The sequence below is a fragment of the Jannaschia helgolandensis genome (assembly GCF_900109285.1).
GTDB lineage: Bacteria > Pseudomonadota > Alphaproteobacteria > Rhodobacterales > Rhodobacteraceae > Jannaschia > Jannaschia helgolandensis.
In genome coordinates this window covers 1,350,817-1,373,949 of record NZ_FNZQ01000001.1, presented here as the reverse complement: position 1 = coordinate 1,373,949, position 23,133 = coordinate 1,350,817, and the positions used below count along the sequence as shown (strand labels likewise).

The 23,133-nt window shown below is 62.6% G+C and carries 21 protein-coding genes and 1 other RNA gene; 14 read left to right on the top strand and 8 right to left on the bottom strand.

All coding sequences use genetic code 11. The features are described 5' to 3' along the window. Positions 1 to 94: 94 nt before the first annotated feature. Positions 95 to 850 carry an alpha/beta fold hydrolase gene (locus BMY38_RS06745; RefSeq protein ID WP_175495789.1) on the bottom strand — a complete coding sequence of 252 codons (756 nt, stop codon included), beginning with the start codon at positions 848 to 850 and terminating at the stop codon, positions 95 to 97. Between the two features lie 21 nt (positions 851 to 871). Further along, positions 872 to 1,465 carry a 2-hydroxychromene-2-carboxylate isomerase gene (locus BMY38_RS06740; protein ID WP_092761301.1) on the bottom strand — a complete coding sequence of 198 codons (594 nt, stop codon included), beginning with the start codon at positions 1,463 to 1,465 and terminating at the stop codon, positions 872 to 874. An 83-nt stretch (positions 1,466 to 1,548) separates the two neighbouring features. Here BMY38_RS06740 and BMY38_RS06735 point away from each other — a divergent pair, with 83 nt between their 5' ends. The 10 genes from BMY38_RS06735 (at position 1,549) to BMY38_RS06695 (ending at position 8,936) form a co-directional block, all read left to right on the top strand. Further along, positions 1,549 to 2,577: a ribose-phosphate pyrophosphokinase gene (locus BMY38_RS06735; protein ID WP_092761299.1), complete on the top strand. Its 1,029-nt coding sequence runs from the start codon at positions 1,549 to 1,551 to the stop codon at positions 2,575 to 2,577. 48 nt (positions 2,578 to 2,625) lie between these two features. Continuing rightward, a complete protein-coding gene (locus BMY38_RS06730; protein WP_092760907.1) occupies positions 2,626 to 3,735 on the top strand; it encodes a THUMP domain-containing class I SAM-dependent RNA methyltransferase in 1,110 nt (369 codons plus the stop codon). A gap of 92 nt (positions 3,736 to 3,827) precedes the next feature. After that, positions 3,828 to 4,115 (top strand): Asp-tRNA(Asn)/Glu-tRNA(Gln) amidotransferase subunit GatC, encoded by a 288-nt coding sequence (gatC, locus tag BMY38_RS06725; protein ID WP_092760905.1) that lies wholly within the window; start codon positions 3,828 to 3,830, stop codon positions 4,113 to 4,115. Beyond that, the gene (gatA, locus tag BMY38_RS06720; RefSeq protein WP_092760903.1) at positions 4,112 to 5,599 is read left to right on the top strand and encodes an Asp-tRNA(Asn)/Glu-tRNA(Gln) amidotransferase subunit GatA; all 1,488 of its coding nucleotides are present in this window, start codon (positions 4,112 to 4,114) and stop codon (positions 5,597 to 5,599) included. The genes gatC and gatA overlap by 4 nt, the downstream gene beginning before the upstream one ends. 28 nt (positions 5,600 to 5,627) lie before the next feature. Further along, positions 5,628 to 6,383, top strand: coding sequence for a hypothetical protein (locus BMY38_RS18360; RefSeq protein ID WP_245737514.1), 756 nt, complete (start codon positions 5,628 to 5,630; stop codon positions 6,381 to 6,383). Between the two features lie 11 nt (positions 6,384 to 6,394). Beyond that, entirely contained in the window at positions 6,395 to 7,054 is a 660-nt protein-coding gene (locus BMY38_RS06715) for an N-acetylmuramoyl-L-alanine amidase (protein WP_483867449.1), read from the top strand. 103 nt (positions 7,055 to 7,157) lie between these two features. After that, positions 7,158 to 7,552, top strand: an RNA gene (gene rnpB, locus BMY38_RS06710) — RNase P RNA component class A. Between the two features lie 139 nt (positions 7,553 to 7,691). Further along, positions 7,692 to 8,093: a hypothetical protein gene (locus BMY38_RS06705; RefSeq protein WP_092760899.1), complete on the top strand. Its 402-nt coding sequence runs from the start codon at positions 7,692 to 7,694 to the stop codon at positions 8,091 to 8,093. An 87-nt stretch (positions 8,094 to 8,180) separates the two neighbouring features. Next, positions 8,181 to 8,348, top strand: a complete 168-nt coding sequence (rpmG, locus tag BMY38_RS06700; protein ID WP_028958297.1) for a 50S ribosomal protein L33 — start codon at positions 8,181 to 8,183, stop codon at positions 8,346 to 8,348. A gap of 87 nt (positions 8,349 to 8,435) precedes the next feature. Next, positions 8,436 to 8,936: a GNAT family N-acetyltransferase gene (locus tag BMY38_RS06695; RefSeq protein ID WP_092760897.1), complete on the top strand. Its 501-nt coding sequence runs from the start codon at positions 8,436 to 8,438 to the stop codon at positions 8,934 to 8,936. Here the strand turns inward: BMY38_RS06695 and BMY38_RS06690 are convergent. The 4 genes from BMY38_RS06690 to BMY38_RS06675 all read right to left on the bottom strand — a co-directional run bounded on the left by BMY38_RS06690 (position 8,933) and on the right by BMY38_RS06675 (position 14,036). Next, positions 8,933 to 10,093: a DUF1501 domain-containing protein gene (locus tag BMY38_RS06690; RefSeq protein ID WP_092761297.1), complete on the bottom strand. Its 1,161-nt coding sequence runs from the start codon at positions 10,091 to 10,093 to the stop codon at positions 8,933 to 8,935. The genes BMY38_RS06695 and BMY38_RS06690 overlap by 4 nt on opposite strands. Before the next feature lie 5 nt (positions 10,094 to 10,098). After that, positions 10,099 to 11,445 (bottom strand): DUF1800 domain-containing protein, encoded by a 1,347-nt coding sequence (locus BMY38_RS06685; RefSeq protein WP_092760895.1) that lies wholly within the window; start codon positions 11,443 to 11,445, stop codon positions 10,099 to 10,101. Between the two features lie 67 nt (positions 11,446 to 11,512). Continuing rightward, a complete protein-coding gene (gene aspS, locus BMY38_RS06680; protein ID WP_092760893.1) occupies positions 11,513 to 13,285 on the bottom strand; it encodes an aspartate--tRNA ligase in 1,773 nt (590 codons plus the stop codon). A 67-nt stretch (positions 13,286 to 13,352) separates the two neighbouring features. After that, positions 13,353 to 14,036, bottom strand: a complete 684-nt coding sequence (locus BMY38_RS06675; protein WP_175495788.1) for an HAD-IA family hydrolase — start codon at positions 14,034 to 14,036, stop codon at positions 13,353 to 13,355. Between the two features lie 178 nt (positions 14,037 to 14,214). On the opposite strand from BMY38_RS06675, the gene BMY38_RS06670 reads away from it, so the two are divergent. After that, on the top strand, positions 14,215 to 15,420 hold the full coding sequence (locus BMY38_RS06670) for an SAM-dependent methyltransferase (RefSeq protein ID WP_092760887.1): 1,206 nt from the start codon (positions 14,215 to 14,217) through the stop codon (positions 15,418 to 15,420). Positions 15,421 to 15,662: 242 nt separating this feature from the next. Next, positions 15,663 to 18,998, top strand: coding sequence for a carbamoyl-phosphate synthase large subunit (carB, locus tag BMY38_RS06665; protein WP_092760885.1), 3,336 nt, complete (start codon positions 15,663 to 15,665; stop codon positions 18,996 to 18,998). Between the two features lie 14 nt (positions 18,999 to 19,012). On the opposite strand, the gene BMY38_RS06660 is transcribed toward carB, so the two are convergent. Both BMY38_RS06660 and BMY38_RS06655 read right to left on the bottom strand, forming a co-directional pair. Beyond that, positions 19,013 to 20,119: a helix-turn-helix domain-containing protein gene (locus BMY38_RS06660; RefSeq protein ID WP_092760883.1), complete on the bottom strand. Its 1,107-nt coding sequence runs from the start codon at positions 20,117 to 20,119 to the stop codon at positions 19,013 to 19,015. Positions 20,120 to 20,553: 434 nt separating this feature from the next. Continuing rightward, positions 20,554 to 20,979, bottom strand: coding sequence for a BrnA antitoxin family protein (locus BMY38_RS06655; protein ID WP_092760881.1), 426 nt, complete (start codon positions 20,977 to 20,979; stop codon positions 20,554 to 20,556). 333 nt (positions 20,980 to 21,312) lie between these two features. Here BMY38_RS06655 and BMY38_RS06650 point away from each other — a divergent pair, with 333 nt between their 5' ends. After that, positions 21,313 to 21,870 carry a DUF2726 domain-containing protein gene (locus BMY38_RS06650; RefSeq protein ID WP_175495787.1) on the top strand — a complete coding sequence of 186 codons (558 nt, stop codon included), beginning with the start codon at positions 21,313 to 21,315 and terminating at the stop codon, positions 21,868 to 21,870. Positions 21,871 to 21,972: 102 nt separating this feature from the next. After that, a complete protein-coding gene (locus tag BMY38_RS06645; protein ID WP_092760877.1) occupies positions 21,973 to 23,100 on the top strand; it encodes a beta-ketoacyl-ACP synthase III in 1,128 nt (375 codons plus the stop codon). Positions 23,101 to 23,133: the final 33 nt, after the last annotated feature.

The following is a 23,133-nucleotide window of genomic DNA, read 5'->3' as shown; positions in this document are numbered from 1 at the left end:
CAGCCGCAAAGGCAGCCACCGCAGGCGGATGCCCGTCAGGCCCGACGATTCCAGAACTCCGACAGCAGAGTCGAAGAACCGGGCTGCGTCCATCCTACTCCGCGTCGTCCATTGCTTCCGCATCTCTCCAGAAATCCCGCACTACCTGTGCCAAATCGCCCGTGTCGGTAAGGGGTATCATGTGACCCCTGCCCGTTCGGGCCTGTCTCGCCTGTGGCATGTGTCGCTGTAGGCCATCGCAAATCGACCGGACGATATCGGGCGGATTGTGGCGCGCCACGATCAGGGTCGGTGGCCTGCCCGCCGGAAGCCGGTTCAATACGTCGTGGATGTCTTCGGTAATACTGGGTGCCATCGCGGGGATCAGGGGGATCCGGTCGATGACGTAAGCGCGCTGCAGATCGCTCAGATCATCGAAATTTGTACCGTCGCCCCAGACCTCCATGAACATGCGCGCGGCTTTCACATGGTCGCCCCGCGCCATAGCCACATCGAATCTCGTCATCTCCAGCCAATGGTCCTCCAGCTCCGCGGCATCGGCGGCCGCGAACTTCACAGGCTCGATCAGGACGAGACTTCGCACCCGTTCGGGGTGATCTGCCAGAAGACGCAGGGCAAGGCAGCCGCCGAAACTGTGACCCAGCACGTCGAACCGCCCGTTGGGTGCAGCCTCCATAGCAAGGTCAAGAGCTTGCGTCTGAAAGTCCTGAAGTTCGTCCCAGCCCCCTGACGTGCCGTGACCTGGCAGATCCGGACAGTGAAACAGGACCTCTGGCAAAACGTCCCTCAGCGCCTCGAAAACCGCACCTGACGCCAGACTGCAATGCAGGCCCAGCACGTTACGAGTCAAGATGATGGCCTCCCACTATGGTCAAACCGCAGCAAGATAGGCGTCCAGATCATCGATCCGATCCTGTCCCCAGAATGGTTCCTCTCCCACGATGAAGAACGGCGCGCCGAAGGCCCCGGCCTTGACAGCATCTTCGAGGTTTCGGGCGTAGGTCTCGGCCCCCTGCATCATGTCGTGGTCGACCAGCGCACGGTCGAAGCCAGCGGCGGCAAGACAATCGCCGATCACCTCATCCTGGGCGATATCTTTTTCCTCGGCACAGCAGGCGCGCGTCAGTCCTGCCACCAGGTCGGCCACATCGCCCGAGCCGTCACGGATAGCGGCGATGATCGCATAGGACGAAGGTGCAGGGTTGGTCGGCCAGTGCGCAGGTTGCAGATTGATCGGCATCCCCAGTTTGGCCGCCGCCCGCCGCATGTCCGTCAGACGATACGCCTTGCGATTTTCGTGGCGATCCTTGGGCGGCGTGCCCCCGGTGCGCCCGAACAGTCCCATGATGTCCAGTGGTTTATAGTTCAGCGAAGCCCCGTGCTTGGCCGCCACTTGGGCCGGGCGGGTGCCGGACAGATAGGTGAAAGGTGAAATCGTCGCGAAGTAGTAGTCGATCTGCATCAGGCCGTTCTCCAATGGTTGGAAGAACGGCTAGCCCGGTGCTAACCCCTGCGCAACGTACTCCGGACGATTCGAGAGGAATGTCGATGCCAAGCCCTGATCCGAAGATCATCTCCGGCAACGCCAACAGGCCATTGGCCCAGGCGATCTCGCGGCGCATGTCGCTGCACAGGGGGATCAAGACGGGGTTGGTCGACGCACGGGTCGAACGCTTCAACGACCAGGAAATCTTCGTCGAAGTCTATGAGAACGTGCGCGGCGAGGATATGTTCATCGTCCAGTCCACGTCGAACCCGGCCAACGACAACCTGATGGAATTGCTGATCATATCGGACGCACTGCGCCGATCGTCTGCATCGCGCATCACTGCTGTGATCCCGTATTTCGGCTATGCCAGGCAGGACCGCCGGACCAAGGCCCGCACCCCGATCAGCGCCAAGCTTGTTGCCAACCTGATTGCCAACTCCGGTATCGAACGGGTCCTGACGATGGACCTCCATGCCGCGCAGATTCAGGGTTTTTTCGATATTCCGGTCGACAACCTTTATGCTTCCCCGATCTTCGCGCTCGACATAATGCACCACTTCAAGGGCCAGATGGACGACGTGATGATCGTTTCGCCCGACGTTGGTGGTGTGGCCCGCGCGCGCGAACTGGCGCAACGGATCAACGCACCGCTGTCGATCGTGGACAAACGACGGGAAAAGGCGGGCGAAGTCTCGGAAATGACGGTCATCGGCGATGTATCGGGCAAGAAGGTCATCATCGTCGACGACATCTGCGACACGGCCGGAACACTGTGCAAGGCGGCGGACGTTCTGATCGATGCCGGCGCGACGGAGGTTCACTCCTATATCACTCACGGTGTGCTTTCGGGTCCTGCGGTCGAGCGAATTACCAACTCGAAGATGAAATCGCTGGTCATCACCGATTCCATTGAACCCACGCAGGCCATCAAGGACTGCAAGAACATCCGTATCGTGCCGACCGCCCCGATGCTGACGCAGGCGATCCTGAACATCTGGAACGGCACGTCCGTATCCTCGCTGTTCGACACTGCCACGCTGGAGCCGATTTACGAGCCGCTCTATCCCGGTCTGGCCATCGACGGCTGACAGGCGATCTGTGGTTCCGCAGGGCCGGTGGCTCGGCTAGGGACACACATGAGCTTTGAAATCTTCCTGATGGCCGCACCGGGCCTTGAAACCGTGTTGGCGGACGAAGCGCGGACGGCGGGGTTCGAAGGCCTGACCACCCTGCCCGGCGGCGTGACGTTCACAGGCGACTGGCCTGACGTCTGGCGCGCCAACCTGACATTGCGCGGCACGGGTCGCGTACTGGCCCGCATCGGCGAATTCCGGGCATTTCATCTGGCGCAACTGGACAAGCGGGCTCGGAAATTTCCGTGGGGCAACGTGTTACGTCCCGATGTACCGGTGCGGGTCGAAGTTGCGACCAATCGCAAATCCAAGATCTATCACGCCGGGGCCGCGCAGCAGCGGATCGAGACGGCGCTCATCGAAGAACTTGGTGTCGAGATCGCAGCGGACGCTCCGGTCACGGTCAAGGCGCGGATTGATGACAACCTGGTCGTTCTCAGCGTCGATACCTCTGGCGAGGGGCTTCACAAGCGCGGGCACAAGGTCGCAGTCGGCAAGGCACCCTTGCGGGAAACCATGGCCGCGATGTTTCTGAGGCAGAGCGGGTTTTCGGGTCAAGAACCGGTGCTGGACCCGATGTGCGGTTCGGGAACTTTCGTGATCGAAGCCGCCGAAATCGCGGCGGGGCTGTTGCCGGGACGGTCAAGAGGTTTTGCATTTCAACAGCTTGCTACTTTCGACGCGCTGGCGTGGTCCAGAATGTCGGACGTAGCGACTGGCCCGAAACCGACCGCTCTGCGTTTCCACGGATCGGACCGCGATGCAGGCGCGTTCACCGCCGCGCGGTCAAACGCGGAACGGGCGGGGGTGGGCGAATTAGTCGACTTCAGGAAGTGCCCTATCAGCGACATCCAGCCGCCCGAGGGGCCTGCGGGACTGGTAATCGTGAACCCGCCGTATGGCATACGGATCGGAAACAAGAAGCCTTTGTACGGATTGCACGGCGCATTGGGTGCATCACTCAAATCGCGGTTCCGCGGCTGGCGGGTCGCTATCGTCACATCGGAGGCGTCGTTGGCGCAAGCCACGGGTCTGCCGTTCGAGTCACCAGGACCGCAGGTCGCGCACGGCGGGCTACGTGTAACGCTGTTCCAGACGAAACCACTGCCATAATCGTTGGAAAGGCCCGCTCTGCGAACGCAGCCCATATTGAACCCCGACGCGCCCGACGCTAGACCGCCCTCGAACATTCCCCCGGAGGTCCCATGTCCATCGACAAGGAAACCGCGCGCCGCGTGGCCAAGTTGGCCCGCATTGCTGTCCCTGACGACCACCTCGACGCACTGGCGGGCGAATTCAACGCCATTCTGGGCTTCATTGAGCAGTTGCAGCAAGTCGATGTCGACGGCGTGGAACCGATGGTATCCGTCACACCGATGAGGCTCAAGCGGCGCGCCGATGTCGTGACTGACGGCAACCAGCCCAAGGCCGTACTTGCCAATGCGCCCGACGCTCGCGAGGGCTTCTTCTCCGTCCCGAAAGTCGTCGAATGACCGATCTGACACAGCTGACCATTTCCACCGCCCGCGATGCCCTGCGCGCCGGCGACCTGAGCGCCATCGACCTGACCGAAGCGCATCTGACCGCCATCGAAAGCGCCGGTGCCCTGAACGCTTTCGTCCACCATACACCCGAGATTGCGCGCAAACAGGCCGCCGACGCCGATGTGCGGATCAAGGCCGGGGACGCGCCCGCGATGTGCGGCATTCCGATCGGGGTGAAGGATCTGTTCTGCACCAAGGGCGTGGCATCCCAGGCCGGATCGCACATTCTGGAAGGTTTCAAGCCGGAGTACGAATCCACCATCACGACGCAATTGTTCGACGCGGGGTCGATCATGCTGGGCAAGCTGAACATGGACGAATTCGCCATGGGCAGCTCGAACGAGACCTCGACCTACGGCAATGCCGTGAACCCCTGGAAGGCCGGAAACTCCGACGCGGAACTGACGCCCGGCGGATCCTCGGGCGGGTCCGCCGCCGCCGTCGCCGCGCATCTGTGCCTGGGCGCGCTCGGCACCGATACCGGAGGGTCGATCCGGCAACCCGCGGCCTTCACCGGCACCGTCGGCATCAAGCCGACCTACGGTCGTTGTTCCCGTTGGGGCGTCGTCGCCTTCGCCAGCAGTCTGGACCAGGCCGGGCCGATGACCCGCAGCGTGCGTGACTGCGCGATCATGCTGGAAGCCATGGCCGGGCACGACCCGAAGGACAGCACCTCTGCTGACTTGGCCGTGCCCGATTTCGAGGCGATGCTGACCGGCGACATCAAGGGCCAGACCATCGGCATTCCGCGCGAATACCGCATGGACGGCATGCCCGAGGAAATCGAAACGCTTTGGAGCCAAGGCACCCAGATGCTGCGGGATGCCGGTGCGATCATCCGTGACATCAGCCTGCCGCATACCGAATACGCCCTGCCCGCCTATTACGTCATCGCCCCGGCCGAGGCGTCGTCAAATCTGGCGCGCTACGATGGCGTGCGCTTCGGCCACCGTGCCGACATAGGCCCCGGCGACGGCATCACCGAGATGTACGAAAAGACCCGCGCCGAGGGCTTCGGGCCGGAGGTGCAGCGCCGCGTCATGATCGGCACCTATGTCCTGTCGGCGGGTTTCTACGATGCCTACTATAACCGGGCCCGCAAGGTTCGCGCCCTGATCAAACGCGACTTCGAGACGGTCTTCGCCGATGGCATCGACGCCATCCTGACGCCCGCCACGCCCTCGTCTGCGTTCGAACTGGGGTCGATGACCGACGCCGATCCGATCCAGATGTATCTCAACGACATTTTTACCGTGACGGTAAATCTGGCCGGTCTGCCCGGCATTGCCGTGCCGACGGGACAGGATCGCAGAGGCCTGCCGATGGGTCTGCAACTCATCGGACGGCCCTGGGAAGAGGGGGCCCTGCTGAATGTCGCACAATGCCTCGAAGACCGTGCCGGATTCGTGGCGCAGCCCGCCAAGTGGTGGTAGGGATCGCAAAACAAACGTCGGGGCAGACATGCGGACGATCAGGATCATTGTTGGCCTAGCGGCCGCGACACTTGTTACAGCGTGCGAACCGCCCCTGCCCGAAAGCGGCGCGCGCGGCGTAGGCTTCGATACGCCCGAACAGATTGCGCAGCGGCGCGACGCACAGTTGAGCGGGCAATCCCCGTTGAGACCGCAGGCCTCGGTCCTCCCGCCCGCGCCCGGCACCGCGGTCGCCTCCGCCGCCCCGTCCGAAGCCGAAGACCTGGCCAGCCAGACCCGCGTGGCCCTTGGTCGACCGGCGGCAACGACATCCCCGACGACATCCCCCGCGCAGCAGCCGCAAACGATCACGACGGCATCGACCGATCTCAACCTTGACCGTGATAATCCGTCGATCAGCCGTGAACAGGATTTCAATGCCGTCACCGCACAGCGTGACATGGCCGCCGACGCCGAACGCCTGCGCGCCGCGCGCCAGCGATATCAGCTGGTCACACCGACCGAGTTGCAACGCCCCGACTCGACCGGGCCGAACATCTTCGCCTACGCCCTCGGCCCGTCGCGGCCCGTCGGCACGAGCGGAGCCTATCGTCGCGGATTTCGCGCCTCGGAACGGGCCGCGGCCGTGAAATGTCAAAACTACCGCAGCGACGACATCGCCCAGGAAGATTTCCTCGCCGCCGGTGGACCGGACCGCGACAAACTGGGCCTCGACCCCGATGGCGACGGCAACGCCTGCGCCTGGGATCCGCAGGTCGTGCGGGACCTCGTCCAAAACCAGTGAGCCCGCTTATCATTCGCGACTGCCCCAGCCCGAACCACGGTCCCCGCAAGGGGGGTGTGGCGGCGCCTGACCTCATATTGATCCACTACACGGCAATGCAGGGCGGCCCAAATCCGGCGATCAAGCGCCTGTGCGATCCTGAAACCGAGGTCTCCTGCCACTACGTTATCGGAGAAAGCGGCGATATCACCCGGCTCGTCCCCGACGACCGGCGGGCATGGCATGCAGGTGCGGGTCAGTGGGGCGGATCGGACGACGTGAACTCCCGCTCGCTGGGCATTGAGTTGTCAAACGACGGTCACTCCCCGTTTCCCGCCCCGCAAATGGACGCTCTCGAAGCCCTCCTGCACGACCGGATGGCGCGATACGGCATCCCGCCCCAGGGCGTTATCGGTCATTCTGACTGCGCCCCCGGCCGCAAGATCGATCCTGGCAAGCGGTTCGACTGGCAACGTCTTGCCCGTCGCGGTCTTGCCGTCTGGCCCAGGTCAGTGCCCGCCGACCCCGAAGCTTTCCGCCGCCACGCCCGCACCTTCGGCTATACATCCTCCGTCGATAACGAAACGCTGCTGGCCGCCTTCCGCCTGCGGTTCCGACCCGGCGCGCAGGGTCCCCTCGACGCGACTGATGCGGGACTGGCCGCGGATCTTGCCCACCGCTTTCCGGCCTGATCCGCTTCTATTTCCGAATATTTGTGTTCGAGTCATCGCCTATCTTTCCAATGCGGCCATTTTCGTTGACGCGGCTCGCGCTGCCGCATACTCCGCCCCTTGTGCGGGGGGCCGGACGGCCGCCTGCGGGGGGAAACCCTTGCGGGAGGAAAGTCCGGACTCCACAAAGCGACGGTGCCGGGTAACGCCCGGGCGGGGTAACCCGACGGACAGCGCCACAGAGAACAGACCGCCTTCGCGACATTGCTCTGCAATGGACGGGGGTCAGGGTGAAACGGTGGGGTAAGAGCCCACCGGGGGGGCGGCAACGTTCCCCGCATGGCAAGCCCCACCGGGAGCAATGCCAAATAGGGACCCCGCGCCTTCGGGCATCGGTGCTTTGCCGAAGGGGTCCGGGTTGGCAGCTGGAGGCCGCGAAGCGATTCGCGGTCCAGAGGAATGGTCGTCGAACCGGAGCGATCCGGGGAACAGAATCCGGCTTACAGGCTCCCCGCACATCCTGTTTTGACCCGATATCGGCGACATTAAGCCGACGCTCTCAAGATTATTAACGAATCCGCACCATCGGACTTGCCACACGGTCAGTGTCGGCTCTTCCTGTTAAGGGATCGGGGTATGAAGGAAGTCGGGAATTGCGATGGAACAGATGGAACAGACGCCTCTGCCATCCTTGTCCGGGCCGGATGCCCTTTCTGACGCTGCGCTCGATTTGCTCGAATCCCGAAAATCACGACGTGGATTGATCCATTGCGATGGTCGTATCGCCGTGTTTGGCGCGGCTTTGCTCGGCGACCTCGGTTTTGACGAAAAGGACGATCTGAACGGGTTGGCCTTTGCGAGTTTCTGGCACCCGTCCGAGCGTCCTGCCGTGATGGCTGCCCTGCGCCGCGTCCATATCGAAGGTGTGGTCGTTCTGAAACTGGACCTCAGCTATGCACAGAAGCGGAATGACACGCGTCAGGTCCGGATGAAGCTGGCCCCGGAAGGCGATCTGATTGTCGTCGATCTGGACCGCGAACCGGCATCCGCTTCGGGTTGACACCCCACGTCCAGCGGCTAGAAGGCAGCTTCCGGATTAAGCGGCGGCCCGACCACGCGGCCCCGACCCGTTGCAGGAGACACCCAGATGGCGAAGCCAACCACGATCAAGATCCGGCTGAATTCCTCGGCCGGCACCGGCCACTTCTACGTGACGAAGAAGAATGCCCGTACCATGACCGAGAAGATGTCGGTGCGGAAGTATGACCCCGTTGCGCGGAAACATGTCGAATATAAAGAAGGCAAAATCAAGTAAGGGCTTCTTAACCTTATTTGCGAGAATGTGAGAGAGGTCGTGCGGTTATCCGCACGGCCTCTTTTTGTTTCGCAATGGAGGTTGTTCATGACCCTTACCCTGACCCTCAGGCCCGCCGACCTGTCGGATCGTCTGGCGGTGGATGCGCTGCTGTCGCGTGTCTATCCGAAGATGCTGGCGCGGGACTATCCTGCCGCCACTCTGCGCGCCGCGCATCCGCTGATTGCGAAGTCCAATCCGGACCTTCTGGCCAGTGGCACCTATCACCTGATCGAGGAAAACGGCGAGGTGATCTGCGTCGGGGGCTGGTCGCGCGGCTATCCGACGGCAATTCAGGAGGATGCGGTCGGACATGTGCGCCATGTGGCCACCGACCCGCGCCATCTGCGTCGGGGCCATGCCGCACACCTGATGAAACACGTTCTCGCCGAGGCACGGGCAACCCGCCTGGATCGGTTGGAGTGCCTGTCGACAACGACGGCGCAGTCTTTTTATGCCGGGCTGGGCTTCATGCCGGTGCAGAACATCGACGCCGACATCGGCGGCGGTGTGTCCTTCCCGGTCGTGAAGATGCAATTGCCACTCTAGGCCAGAACGCCGGGGTCCGGGCCAAGGTCGAGTCCCGGAAAAACCACCGATGCCAGCGCGGACCGATCGGTTCCGAACAATCCGTGCAGCGCCCAGGCCAGATAGGCCCGCACATCCCGCGTCGGCATCAGGTCGCGCCGGTCCAGAAGCTGCGCCTCGGCCAGACCGGGCCAATCGCCCCAGACCTGTCCGCCCTTCAGCGCGCCGCCCGCCAGAATCATCGTCCCGCCCGTGCCGTGATCGGTGCCTTGCGTGCCGTTCTGGAAGGCCGTGCGCCCGAATTCGGTGACGGCGACGATCATCGTGCGATCCCACTCCGGGCCCAGATCCGCCTTCAGCCGCAGCACGCCTTCGCTCAGCGCCGTCAGCCCACGCGTGACTTGCCGCGCCTGCCCCCGATGACTGTCCCATCCGCCAAGGCTCAGCGCCGCGATCCGTGCGTCCTGCCGCAACTGCGCGGCGGCAAAGGCGAACAGAGCATCCGTTCCGCGCCCTTCGGTGTTTCCCGTCGCCCGCGCCAACCCCAGCGCAGCCGTCGCCGTTTCGCGAAACAGCGCGTCGTCCTGATAAATGTGCAGCAACAGGTCCGCCGTCGCCGGGGCCATGTCCAGCCGCGCATCCGGTGCCCAACTGGAATGCGCCGCCGGGCCGCGCAGGATCAGCATCTCGTCCCGGCCCACGGCAAAGGCCGTCCGTCCCTGTGCCCCCGGCATCAGCGGCAGCAGACGGTTCAGCCAGCCGTCGCGCCCCGCCAGCGGTGGAACATCGCCCGCAGTCCCCGCCTCCAGCACGTCCTGCGCGTCGAAATGGCTGCGATTGCCCCGATAGGGGGTGCTGACCGCCTGCGCGAACCCCAGGTGCCCGTCCCGCCACAAGGGCAGCAGCGGCGCCATCGCCGGATGCAGCGCGTGAAATCCGGTCAGGTCCAAGGCCCCTGCCCCCGGCCCGATATCGAACCCCGGTCGCATCCGCTCCAAATCGGGGTCGCCATAGGGTTGCAGTGCGTCCATCCCGTCCATCGCACCCCGCAGGATCACGACGACCAGCCGGTTGTCCGACGGCAATGCGGCAAAGGCCATCGGCGTGGCCAGCGGGAACGCCGCCGCCGAACAGCCCAGCAGCGACAGCATCCGGCGCCGGGACAGATCATCGGGCATCGCACTCATCTCCGCTGAAACTCCGGCGACGACAGAACCAGTGCTATGCCCGCAATCCGATCTTCGGCTGCTTCTGCCGCAAAGACCGTGCGCGGCCCGGCCAGAGGTCCCAGCGCCTGCACCACGAATGCACGCGGGTCCGGCACCGGGTTCAAAAGGCCCGCCAACCCCATCGTCCATTCCAGACGCGCCGCCAGCGCCTGCGGGGTGATCCACGCCTCCGCTTCCTCGGGCCAGCCGTCAGGCCCGGCAGGGCGCAGCCAAGGCTGACCCATGGCCGTCAGCGGTTCAGTCACGCGCTTGCGGATCTGGCGCGTCGTCTGGTCCGGCAGCGCGGACCCCGCCCCCGTCGCGCGCAACGCCGCCGCCATCATGTCCAGCGGTCGGCGCACCTTGCGCAATTCCGGCACCCAGGCGGCCGGGTGCTCCAGCATCGCGCCATAGACAGCCATCAGGTTTCCCTTGGTCGCCAGCCATGTTGCAGCCATCGCCTCTACCAGATCGCCCGGCGGCACATCCGCCACGAAATGCGCGGCCAGCTTGCCCGACAGATACCGCGCCGTTGCGGGATGCACCGCCAGATCGCGCAGGACGGCGGTGATATCATGCCGGTTGGGGCGATCGCCGCCGTAACTGCGGCCCAGGACGGTTTCGGCCCCCGGCTCAGCCATGTTCGGAGTGAAGCGTGCCTGCCCGGCCTTGTCGAAATCAAGACCCGTCAGAAGCTCCGCCAACTCCCGCACGTCGGTTTGCGTATAGTCCGCCCCGACGCCCAGCGTATGCAGTTCCAGCACTTCGCGGGCGAGGTTTTCGTTCAGCCCGCCGCCCCGCCGCCCGCGCGGCGAATTCGGCCCCATCGACTTGTTCTGATCCAGATAGGATACCATCGCCGGATGTGTCACCGCCGACGTCAGCAGCGTGGCGAAATCGCCCGTTAGATAGGGTCGGATCGCCTCGTCATGGTATGATCCGACATTGCGCCGCAACGCGCCACGCCCCTCGGTCACGGCGAAATGCCCGGCCCAGAACCAGTGCAGGCGTTCGCGCATCCCGTCGCGCGTCATCGCGGCACGCGACAGCGTCTGCCGCAAATCGTGGTGATAGCCATCGTTCAACGCGCGGTCGGCGACGCGATACGCTTCGTTCGCCGCATCGCTGTCGCGGCGCGCCCGGCGCAGCCGCCCGTGGTCGCGGATGGCGATGGCCCGCGCCGTCCAGGATTCAATCGGAAAGGCCGCCCGCATCTCGTCCGCTCCGCCCAGGCGCGACAACAGTGCGTTGGCCCCGGTCGGAGAGGGCAAGTCGGGCGACAACCCGGTTCCAAAGCGAATGGCGGCCAGTGTGGGGATCATGACGGCAAGATAGGCGCGCGGCTTCCCCTTGCACAGGGGGGCCGCCGCGCCTGTGTTCCAGCCTGCGTCAGTCCTTCGGGACGACCCGCAGGCCCAGCTCCATCAACTGACCGGCCACCGGCTCGGACGGGGCACCCATCATCAGGTCTTCGGCCCGCTGGTTCATCGGGAACAGGATGACCTCGCGAATGTTCGCCTCGTCCGCCAGCAACATCACGATCCGGTCGATGCCTGCCGCACAGCCACCGTGGGGTGGCGCGCCATAGCGGAATGCCTTGACCATGCCGCCGAACCGCTTTTCCACCTCGTCCTTGCCGTATCCAGCCAGTTCGAACGCCTTGAACATGATCTCCGGGCGGTGGTTCCGGATCGCGCCGGAAATCAACTCATATCCGTTGCAGGCCAGATCATACTGATATCCCAGCACGTCCTCCGGCTTGCCTTCCAGCGCCTCCATTCCGCCTTGGGGCATGGAGAACGGGTTGTGGCTGAAGTCCAGCTTGCCGTCGTCGTCGCGCTCGTACATCGGGAAGTCGACGATCCACGCAAAGGCGAAGCGGTCTTCGTCGATCAGACCCAGTTCCTCGCCGATAACGGTGCGCGCTCGCCCCGCAACGGCTTCGAAGTCGGAGGCCTTGCCGCCGAGGAAGAACGCGGCGTCGCCGACGCCGAGGCCAAGCTGCTGGCGGATCGCCTCGGTCCGCTCGGGCCCGATGTTCTTGGCCAACGGACCCGCGGCTTCCAAGCCGTCGCCCTGATCACGCCAGAAAATATACCCCATCCCCGGCAAACCCTGCTCCTGCGCGAACTTGTTCATCCGGTCGCAGAACTTGCGCGACCCGCCGGTCGGCGCGGGAATGGCGCGGATTTCGGTACCCTCTTTCTCCAGCAAAGACGCGAAGATCGCGAAGCCCGAACCTTTGAAATGCCCGGACACGTCCTGCATCTCGATCGGGTTGCGCAGGTCCGGCTTGTCGGTGCCGTATTTCAGCGCCGCATCCTTGTAGGAAATCAGCGGCCAGTCGGCATCGACCTTGCGACCGCCCCCGAACTCCTCGAACAGCCCGCCGACCACGGGCTGAATCGTATTGAAAACATCCTGTTGTGAGACGAAGCTCATCTCCATGTCCAACTGATAGAAATCGGTGGGCGAGCGGTCGGCACGGGGGTCCTCGTCGCGGAAACAGGGCGCGATCTGGAAGTATTTGTCGAACCCCGACACCATCAGAAGCTGCTTGAACTGCTGCGGTGCCTGCGGCAGGGCATAAACCTTGCCCGGATGCAGGCGCGACGGCACGATAAAGTCCCGCGCGCCCTCCGGCGACGAGGCCGTGATGATCGGCGTCTGAAATTCGTGAAAACCCTTTTCCCACATACGGTTACGGATCGATCTTACCACATTTGAACGCAGGATCATGTTCTTCTGCATCTGTTCGCGACGCAGGTCGAGGAAGCGATACTTCAGCCGCGTCTCCTCGGGGTATTCCTGATCGCCGAACACCATCAGCGGCAATTCGTCCGCCGCGCCCAGCACTTCCATATCGCGCACGAAAACCTCGATCTCGCCCGTCGGTATCTTGGGGTTCACCAGTTCCGCGTCGCGCGCCTTCACCGTGCCATCGATGCGGATGCACCATTCGGCACGCACTTTCTCCATCTGCGCGAACACCGGGCTGTCGGGGTCACACAAGACCTGCGTCATCCCGTAATGGTCGCGCAGATCGATGAACAGGATGCCGCCGTGGTCGCGAATACGGTGGACCCAGCCCGACAAACGGACGGTTTCACCCACATCGTCCTTGGTCAGACCGGCACAGGTGTGGGTGCGAAAGGCATGCATGATCGGGTCTCCGGCAAGGGGTCGTCAGGGTTGGCCCTATCGACACGGCCCCTTGCCGGGTGTCAACCTACTCGGCAGCGATGACACTGGCCCGGCTGCTTCGGTTCAGATGATCCCGGTCCAGCCGGTCGACGATCTCGACGCCTGCCGGAAAGGCCCGGCCCCGCGCCGCTTCGCCCGCGAAACCGATGGTCGCCAGCCCGGCATCGACGGCGGCCTGCGCGCTTTCGGGCGTGTCTTCGATCACCAGAACATGGTGCGGCAACAGGCCCAGATCATCCATCGCCGCGTAGTAGAGGTCGGGCGCAGGTTTTCCCCGCGCCGCACGTGTCCGGTCACCGACCCAGTCGAAGTCATCGCGCGAAATCGGCAACGCTGCCAGTAACCCATCTACCTGTGCAGCGTCCGTGCCGGTGACCAAAGCCAGCAACAGACCCCGTGCCTGGACCGCGTTGATCAGGTCGCCGACGCCGGGACGCAGATCGACCCCCTCGCGGGCCAGCAGCATGGCGAAATACATCTGTTTCGCGGCGTGGACGGCCGCGGCATCCACCCGGTCGCCCGCCTGTTCGGCATAGGTCCGGATGCGGGTCTTCCCGCCCGGCTCACGCAGCATCCGGGCATAGCTTTCCCGATCCCAGACCCAATCCAGGTCAGCGGCGGCAAAGGCCATATTATAGGCACGGCGTTGCAGTTCACTGGTCTCGGCAAGTGTGCCGATGGCTCCGAAAAAGACAGCTTGCAAGGTCATATCTAAGCTCCTCCCGTGTGAAATCGAATGTTCCGCGTCCCAACCTCGGCGCGAAGGTTCCGTTCCCACTCTCCCGCCGACAATATGCACTGAATTGTCATGCTCTTGCTCCTGCGCGACAGATTTCGTTCTCTGCGGCAAAGACCCGCCCATGGGTCCACCAAAAAGGACTGCTGATATGTGGCAATCAATAGTACTGACGATGCTCAAGCGACTGTCCCGTAAGGGGCAACTTACCGCGATCATGCCGGACGGCACACGCCACGTATTCGGTTCGGGCAACAATGGCCCCTCGATCACGTTGAAGCTGACCGACGAATCACGCCTGCGCGATCTGGTGCGCAACCCTGAACTGGCCATGGGCGAAGCCTATATGGACGGCACCCTCACTGTCGAGGAAGGCACTCTGCGCGAGATGTTCACCCTGTTCGCAATCAATGGCGGGCGGTCGATCATGCCGCCGCTCATCGCCGCCGGATACCGTGCCCGCTTTGCCATCCGTCGCGTCATGCAGGCCAACGACCCGCGCAAATCCCGTACCAACGTGGCGCATCATTACGATCTGGGCGATGATTTCTACGCCCTTTTCCTGGATGACGACCGACAGTATTCCTGCGCCTATTTTCGTGAACCCGAAATGACACTGGAACAGGCGCAGCAAGCCAAGAAGGACCATATCGCCGCCAAGCTGCGAATTGAACCGGGGATGCGCGTTCTCGATATCGGCTGTGGCTGGGGCGGCATGGCCCTGACGCTGGCCCGCGATTATGGCGCGCATGTCACCGGGGTCACCCTGTCCGAGAATCAGCACGCCACGGCTACGGCCCGCGCCAAGGAGGCCGGGCTGACCGATCAGATCGACTTCCGCTTGCAGGATTACCGCAACCTCTCGGGTCGCTATGATCGGATCGTCTCCGTGGGCATGCTGGAACACGTCGGCGTTCCGCAATACGCGACCTATTTCAACAAGGTGGACGACTTGCTGACCGACGATGGCGTGGCGCTGATCCATTCCATCGGGCGCTGTGGTCCGCCGACGACGACGTCGGGATGGCTGGCGAAATACATCTTTCCGGGCGGCTACACACCGTCCCTGTCCGAACTCCTGCCGTCAATCGAGGCGACACGACTTTGGCAGGGCGATATCGAGGTCTGGCGCGGCCATTATGCCGAAACCCTGCGCCACTGGCAGGACCGGTTCGAAGCCAATATCGACACCGTACTTGCCATGTACGATGACCGCTTCATCCGCATGTGGCGCTATTACCTCGTCGCCGCCGAGGTCAGCTTCGACGCCTACAGCCACGTCGTCTATCAAATCCAGCTGGCGAAGCGGCGCGAAACCGTGCCCAACACCCGCGACTATCTCTATACCGACCGATGATCCGTAAACCTTCCCTCCCCTGACACCGTCCCTCAAGATCCTGTGCCCAAGCTTGGGCCGTGTCGCTGGCGCACAGGCAGGGGGCGTGACGGTTTCCAGCGCATGACATCGTCGGCTCAACCGTATGTGCGTTTGTCCTCCGTATGGCTGCGACTGGCTCGCCAGATCGCACCGGGCACCCTTGCCCTCCGCGAGTCCTCCCCCTAAACCCCGGCGAGTTTGCCAGACATCGAGGGAAGACCATGCCCAAACGGACCGACATCAAGTCGATCATGATCATCGGCGCGGGCCCTATCGTGATCGGTCAGGCCTGTGAGTTCGACTATTCCGGCGCACAGGCCTGCAAGGCCCTGCGCGAAGAGGGCTATCGCGTCATCCTCGTCAACTCGAACCCGGCCACGATCATGACCGACCCCGGCATGGCCGATGCGACATATATCGAACCGATTACCCCGGATGTCGTCGCCCGCATCATCGAACAGGAACGCCCCGACGCGCTGTTGCCGACGATGGGTGGCCAGACCGGGCTGAACACCGCATTGGCGCTGGACGACATGGGCGTCCTCGAGAAGTTTGGCGTGGAGTTGATCGGGGCCAGGCGCGCCGCCATCGAAATGGCCGAAGACCGCAAGCTGTTCCGCGAAGCGATGGAGCGGCTGGGTATCGAGAACCCAAAGGCCACCATCGTCTCTGCTCCCAAGCTCCCGAACGGCAAGTTCGACATCGCTGCCGGTTTGAAAGACGCTATCGAAGCCATTGAATTTGTTGGACTGCCCGCCATTATCCGCCCCGCATTTACGCTGGGTGGCACAGGCGGCGGCGTGGCCTACAACCGTGCCGATTACGAACGCATCTGTCGCACAGGTCTGGAAGCCTCGCCGATGGCGCAGATCCTTGTCGACGAAAGCCTGCTGGGCTGGAAAGAATTCGAGATGGAGGTCGTGCGTGACACCGCCGACAACGCCATCATCGTCTGCGCCATCGAAAACGTCGATCCTATGGGCGTGCATACCGGAGATTCCATCACCGTCGCCCCCGCGCTGACCCTGACGGACAAGGAATACCAGATCATGCGGACACACAGCATCAACGTGCTGCGTGAAATCGGTGTCGAAACCGGCGGATCAAACGTGCAGTGGGCCGTAAACCCTGCCGATGGGCGTATGGTGGTGATCGAAATGAACCCCCGCGTGTCGCGCTCCTCGGCACTGGCGTCCAAGGCGACGGGCTTCCCGATTGCCAAGATCGCCGCCAAGCTGGCCGTCGGCTACACGCTCGATGAACTGGACAACGATATCACGAAAGTGACACCCGCGTCGTTCGAGCCGACAATAGATTATGTCGTCACCAAGATCCCAAGGTTCGCTTTTGAAAAGTTTCCCGGTGCCGAACCCCTGCTGACCACCGCGATGAAATCCGTGGGCGAGGCAATGGCCATCGGTCGCACCTTCCACGAGTCGATGCAGAAGGCGCTTGCCTCGATGGAAACCGGGTTGACCGGATTTGACGAGATCGAGCTTTCCACCGACCCCGCCGCCATCAAGGCCGCCCTCGGACGTCAGACGCCGGATCGCATCCGCGTCATCGCCCAGGCCATGCGCCACGGGCTCTCGGACGATGAGATCAATGCCGTCACCAGGTTCGACCCGTGGTTCCTGGCCCGCATCAGGGAAATCATGGACCTGGAGGCCGAAGTTAAGGCCAATGGTCTGCCTGTCACCGAAGACGGCCTGCGCCGTCTCAAGACCTACGGTTTTACCGACGCCCGCCTTGCCAAACTCTCCGGGCGGACCGAAGACAACGTCCGCCGGGCGCGCCTGAACCTCGGCGTCGTGGCCCAGTTCAAACGCATCGACACCTGCGCCGCCGAGTTCGAGGCGCAGACCCCCTATATGTACTCGACCTATGAAGCGCCTGTCATGGGCGAAGCGGAATGCGAATCCCGGCCCACGGATGCCAAGAAGGTCGTCATTCTCGGCGGTGGCCCCAACCGCATCGGTCAGGGCATCGAATTCGACTACTGCTGCTGCCACGCCTGTTTCGCGCTCTCCGATCAGGGCTACGAAACCATCATGATCAACTGCAACCCCGAGACTGTCAGCACCGACTACGACACCTCCGACCGCCTGTACTTCGAACCCCTGACCTTCGAACACGTCATGGAAATCCTGCGGGTCGAACAGGAAAACGGCACCCTGCACGGCGTCATCGTTCAGTTCGGCGGCCAGACACCGCTCAAGATCGCCGCTGCCCTGCACGACGCGGGCATTCCGATTCTCGGCACCTCGCCGGATGCCATCGACCTGGCCGAAGACCGCGAACGGTTCAGCGCGCTGGTCACCCAGCTCGGCCTGAAACAACCCAGGAACGCCATCGCCCACAGTGACGCCGAGGCCCGCATCGTGGCCGAAGACCTTGGCTATCCGCTGGTGATCCGCCCGTCCTACGTCCTCGGGGGCCGCGCCATGGAAATCGTTCGCGATACCGCGCAGCTCGAACGCTACATCCGCGACGCGGTCGTCGTTTCCGGCGACAGCCCCGTCCTGCTCGACAGCTATCTTTCCGGTGCGATCGAAGTCGACGTCGACGCCCTGTCCGACGGCGAAAACGTCCATGTCGCCGGTATCATGCAGCATATCGAAGAGGCGGGCGTCCACTCCGGCGACTCCGCCTGCTGTCTGCCGCCGCATACCCTCTCGACCGACACGATCAACACGATCCGCGACCAGACCGTCGCGCTGGCCCGCGCGCTCCGTGTCGTCGGCCTGATGAACGTCCAGTTCGCCGTGAAGGACGACCCCGAGACCGGGCCCGAGATCTATCTGATCGAGGTCAATCCCCGCGCCTCGCGCACCGTGCCCTTCGTCGCCAAGGCGGTGGACTCCGCCATCGCCAGCATCGCCAGTCGCCTCATGGCCGGAGAGCCGCTGTCGAATTTCCCGCTGCGCGACCCCTACCCCGCCGACGCCACCATCGACCACGTGCCGATGGGCGATGTCATGTCGCTGGCCCATCCCGACACGCCGTGGTTCTCGGTCAAGGAAGCTGTGCTGCCCTTCGCCCGCTTCCCCGGTGTCGACACGCTGCTGGGGCCGGAAATGCGCTCCACCGGCGAAGTCATGGGCTGGGACCGCAGCTTCGCGCGCGCCTTCCTCAAGGCGCAGATGGGCGCGGGCGTCGAACTGCCGCATTCGGGCACCGTCTTCCTGTCGATAAAACCCTCCGACAAGACCGCGCAACTGATCGAAACCGCGTCGATCCTCACCGACATGGGCTTCTCGATCCTCGCCACCTCCGGCACCGCCGAATACCTCGCCCGCCACGGCATCGACTCGCGTCACGTCAACAAGGCCTACGAGGGCGGACGCACCGTCGTCGACGTCATGAAGGACGGCGAGGTCGCGCTGGTCATGAACACCACCGAAGGCGCGCAGGCGGTCGAGGACAGCCGCTCCATGCGCAACGTCGCCCTGATGGACCGCATCCCGTATTACACGACGCTGGCAGGGTCACACGCGGCGGCGTTGGCGATGCGCGCGCGCGCGGAAGGTCCGGTGGAGGTTCGGACGTTGCAGTGAGCTTGCATCGACCCTTAACAATGGCGCGGATGCCAGCGCTCTTCACTCAGATAGTCGTATATTGGATGCTTTATCTCGCCTCGAACAAAAACAATCGTGGCAAAGGCCTCTAGCACGGCCTTTTGGTTCCAACGCCGCCGAAAGGCTTGTACCGCGCCGAGTTGCTCGCCGTAGTCTTTTGAAAGAAATAGAAGTTCTGTCCCTTCCAATAACTTCTCCCATGGCACTATCAGTGCCGTCGCAAAAAGTTCGGCCTCTGCTTCTTCCAAAGTTGATATATCCACTCGAATCTGCTCTTCCGGCCTAAGATCGACCGGCCGGCGTTTGGCCATTTCTTGAACAGGCAAGAACAATCCGTCTTCGGATAACAGGCTCTCAGCATGCAAGAAGTGGTGCGCAATTTCGTGCGCTATAACGTGCCTTAAAAAGTGAACTCCAGCACAAGCGCTTACAAACCGCTCTTCCTCAAACAAGATGGTGTGACCGGACGAGTGTCCAAAAATCGCGGCGAATGCCCCTTCGATCTGCGCAGGTAGAGATTCGACTATTTCATAGTCAAATCTGATATTTTGTGCGGCAATGTAGTCGAGCAAGATATCAAACTTAACTGGTTCGTAGTCCTTGAAGAGTTCACGTCGCAGGTCCAAGGCACTCACACAAATCTCAGCAAATCGCTCGGGCCCCATTTCGTCCCAAGGGTTCTTTCGAGATACTCTTGGCTTGCTTCGTTTCACTTTATTTGAAGCGTAAAGAAGCGAAGGCAACTCGACATTTCCCCTCGCAGCTATACGAGACTTGATCCATTCAAAGTCCTCGCCAGACAGCTTGTCTGCGAGTCCATCTAACAATGCTTTTGCTTCCCTCAACGCCTTTGGATCAGACGAGTTCGAGAGTAGCGAGTTAGAGATACTCTGCAGTTGTCGAAGTTCATGAGCGAGCGAACCGTCCGCCTGCAGAATACGAATGTATTGCGACATAACGTCGTCGCCAATATTGGTCCTACCGTGTTCAAGATTGCTTACGCGGGCTGGAGCAATCCCCGACAGGCGCGCGAAGTCAGCCTGAGACATCCTCAGTTCAGTGCGGCGCAAAGCCGCCCTTCGTCCAAAACCAGTACGCATGTGCACACCTCCGATTCGGACTATACCGAATATTGGTATACACACAAGATGTAGTGTTATGGTTTTTTGAGTATACTACTACTCCTTAAATTTCCCCTCCATCTTCGCCGCCACCTCTTCCACCGTCGGCTTGTGCTTGCCCTCCCACTGCGCGCCGCAGCTCGCCAGCAGGTCCTCGTCCTCCAGCATCCCGGATAGGCGCGCGCACTTGCCTCACTAAAAGTCGCAATTCAACTTCAGGCAAAACGCCCCAACCCCACCGCAAGACTGCCGAAAAATTGGCACAAGGCGCATCCAAGTCTTCGTGAAATGGAGGCATCCCTATATTGCAGTTTAACGCCGCGCGACGCTCGGGCGACTGATTTCTACAAGCACGTGCAACCCGCCTAACCTTCAACATCCCCGGTCAGCTGCTCGCACCGAACCCTCCCCCCTCACATCTCCCAATCCTCCGTGCCCGTCTCGTTCCGGGCGATCCGGCCCAGCCGCTCCATCTCCGCCACGATCTCCTGGACCTGCGGCTTCTTCTTGCCCATCCAGTCCTCGCGGTAGCTGTCCAGCAGGTCCTCGCCTTCCAGCATCGCTGCCATGCGCGCGTACATGAACGATCGCAGCACGATATTCATGCGCGGGCCATAGCCCGGCCCCATAGACCGGAACAGCTTCAGCACGTCCTCGTCCAGCCACAGCGACACCCGCGTCTTGCGCTTCGTGCGGTTCTGCCAGACCTCGCGCCATTCGCGCGGCACCCGCCCCTCGCGCGTGGCGACATGGTGCAGGTCCCATTCAAATCGCTGCATCGCCGCGATCATCGCATTCGTCGCGTCGTGTTGCGTTCTGTTCGGTTTTCGATCCGCCATGGTTACGCCCCAATTCACCAGATTTCAGGTGAACCTGAGCCGGAACGTTTAATCGATTCCTAATGCCGCGGGGTATGACCGGGGTAATACCTTCATATGCACTGGCACCATACGTGGGATTTTCCGGAAACAGGCCGCGCGTCCGACGGGAACATGGCATAGGTCAGGCGGTGTTCGCGGCGACGGAAACAGAAGACAGGCTTGTATGGGATTGTCTCCGAAACCGTCTGGAGGGACACCGTAGTTTCACGATCCCGGCGAACGAAAGACATGACCGGCGGCAATGGTTTTCCCAGAGATAGCAGACACTCGAAAGGAAGACCGATGGAACCGATGAGCCTCTCCCTCATGGCACTTAGCGCTTCTAGCATGGCGATCCGCCGCGCCACGGCAACGCCCGAAATCACCCTGGAGTTTCCCGCCCACCGCATCGACGCGCAGCCCCGCGCTTCTGTCTTGTCGGCGCTCGCCGCGGGCCTTCGCAAGCGCAAGCTCTTCGCTCCGCGTCAGTCCGACATGCTGCACGCCCTCGCCCGGTTCGCCGCCAGCCAGGGGTTGCGGATCGACATGCAGGTATCCCTCGCGGGTCTTTTCGAAACCGGCGACGACGATCTGTCCCCTGTTGCCAGTGCTCTGCGTCAACGCCGGATCGACGTGGTCATTTCCGACATGGAGGGCATGCCCCTGTGCGGCGTCGAACTCCCGGCCGGTCGTGGTCCCGCCCACCGCGATGCCGTCCGCCGCCGGGCCTTCGCGGCGGCCGAACTGCCACTGCTGACGCTCTATGACGACAGTGGATGGCAAGCCTGTCATGCTGAACTGATGGACGTCCTTGGCGTCGATCTGGATGCGGCCGACGATGACTGTCCCGCAGAAGCCGCTTTGAACTGAGCCTTGGGGCGGGGCGGATCTGACGTAACGCTCCGCGCCTCATAGGCTTGACGACACCGGACCTGCCCGGCACATCTGACCGACCTCTGGGGGAGGCATCGGATGGCCAACACACCTAGCGTCGCAATCACCGGATCGGGCGTCTTTACCCCTTCGCAGGTAATCACTAACGACGAACTGGTGGTCGCATTCAACGTTTATGCAGACCGCGAAAATGACAGACGTGCCGATGACATCGCGTCGGGCAACCGTGAAGCCATCCCTCGGTCCAGCGCCGAGTTCATCAAGTCCGCCAGCGGAATCGAACAGCGCTTCGTTCTCGACAAGGCGGGCGTGCTGGACCCCGACCGGATGTATCCCAAGCTGGCCGCGCGCGACGACGAAGCCCCGAGCCAGATGGCCGAAATGGCAGTTGCGGCCTGTACCGATGCGCTGGCGCAGGCGGGTATCCTGGCGGGCGAGATTGATGTCGTGATCTGCGCCGCCTCGAACCATGAACGCGCCTATCCCGCCATTGCCATCGAAATTCAGGACCTGATGGGCACGGGCGGGTTCGCCTTCGACATGAATGTCGCATGTTCATCGGCGACTTTCGGTATCCAGGCCGCGGCAGACATGATCCGCGCCGGGTCGATCCGCCGCGCCATCGTGGTCAACCCCGAGATATGTTCGGCCCACCTGGAGTGGCGCGACCGCGATTGCCACTTCATCTTTGGCGACGTCTGCACCGCCGTCGTGCTGGAGCGGGATGATCTGGCCACGGGCGATCGGTTCATCGTTGAAAGCACGCGCTGTGCGACGCAGTTTTCCAACAATATCCGCAACAACGACGGGTTCCTACGCCGTACGCGTGACGCAATGGAAGACCGTCGCGACATGCAGTTCATGCAAAACGGTCGCAAGGTATTCAAAGAAGTGCTGCCGCTGGTGGCAGGTCACATCGCCGATCACATGGCCGATGCAGGTTGGGTGGCGGACGACCTGAAACGGCTGTGGTTGCATCAGGCGAACAAGTCGATGAACGATTTCATCGGCAAGAAGGTTCTGGGCCGCGTGCCTGCGCCCGAAGAACAGCCGAACATTCTGCAGGATTATGCGAACACGTCGTCGGCCGGATCGATCATCGCTTTTTCACAATATTCGGCTGACATGGAATTGGGTGACAAGGGGCTGATCTGTTCATTCGGGGCCGGGTATTCCGTCGGGTCTGTTCTGCTTACGCGCGCCTGAAGGGGGCTTGCAGCCACGTGGGCCGCTTGGCAG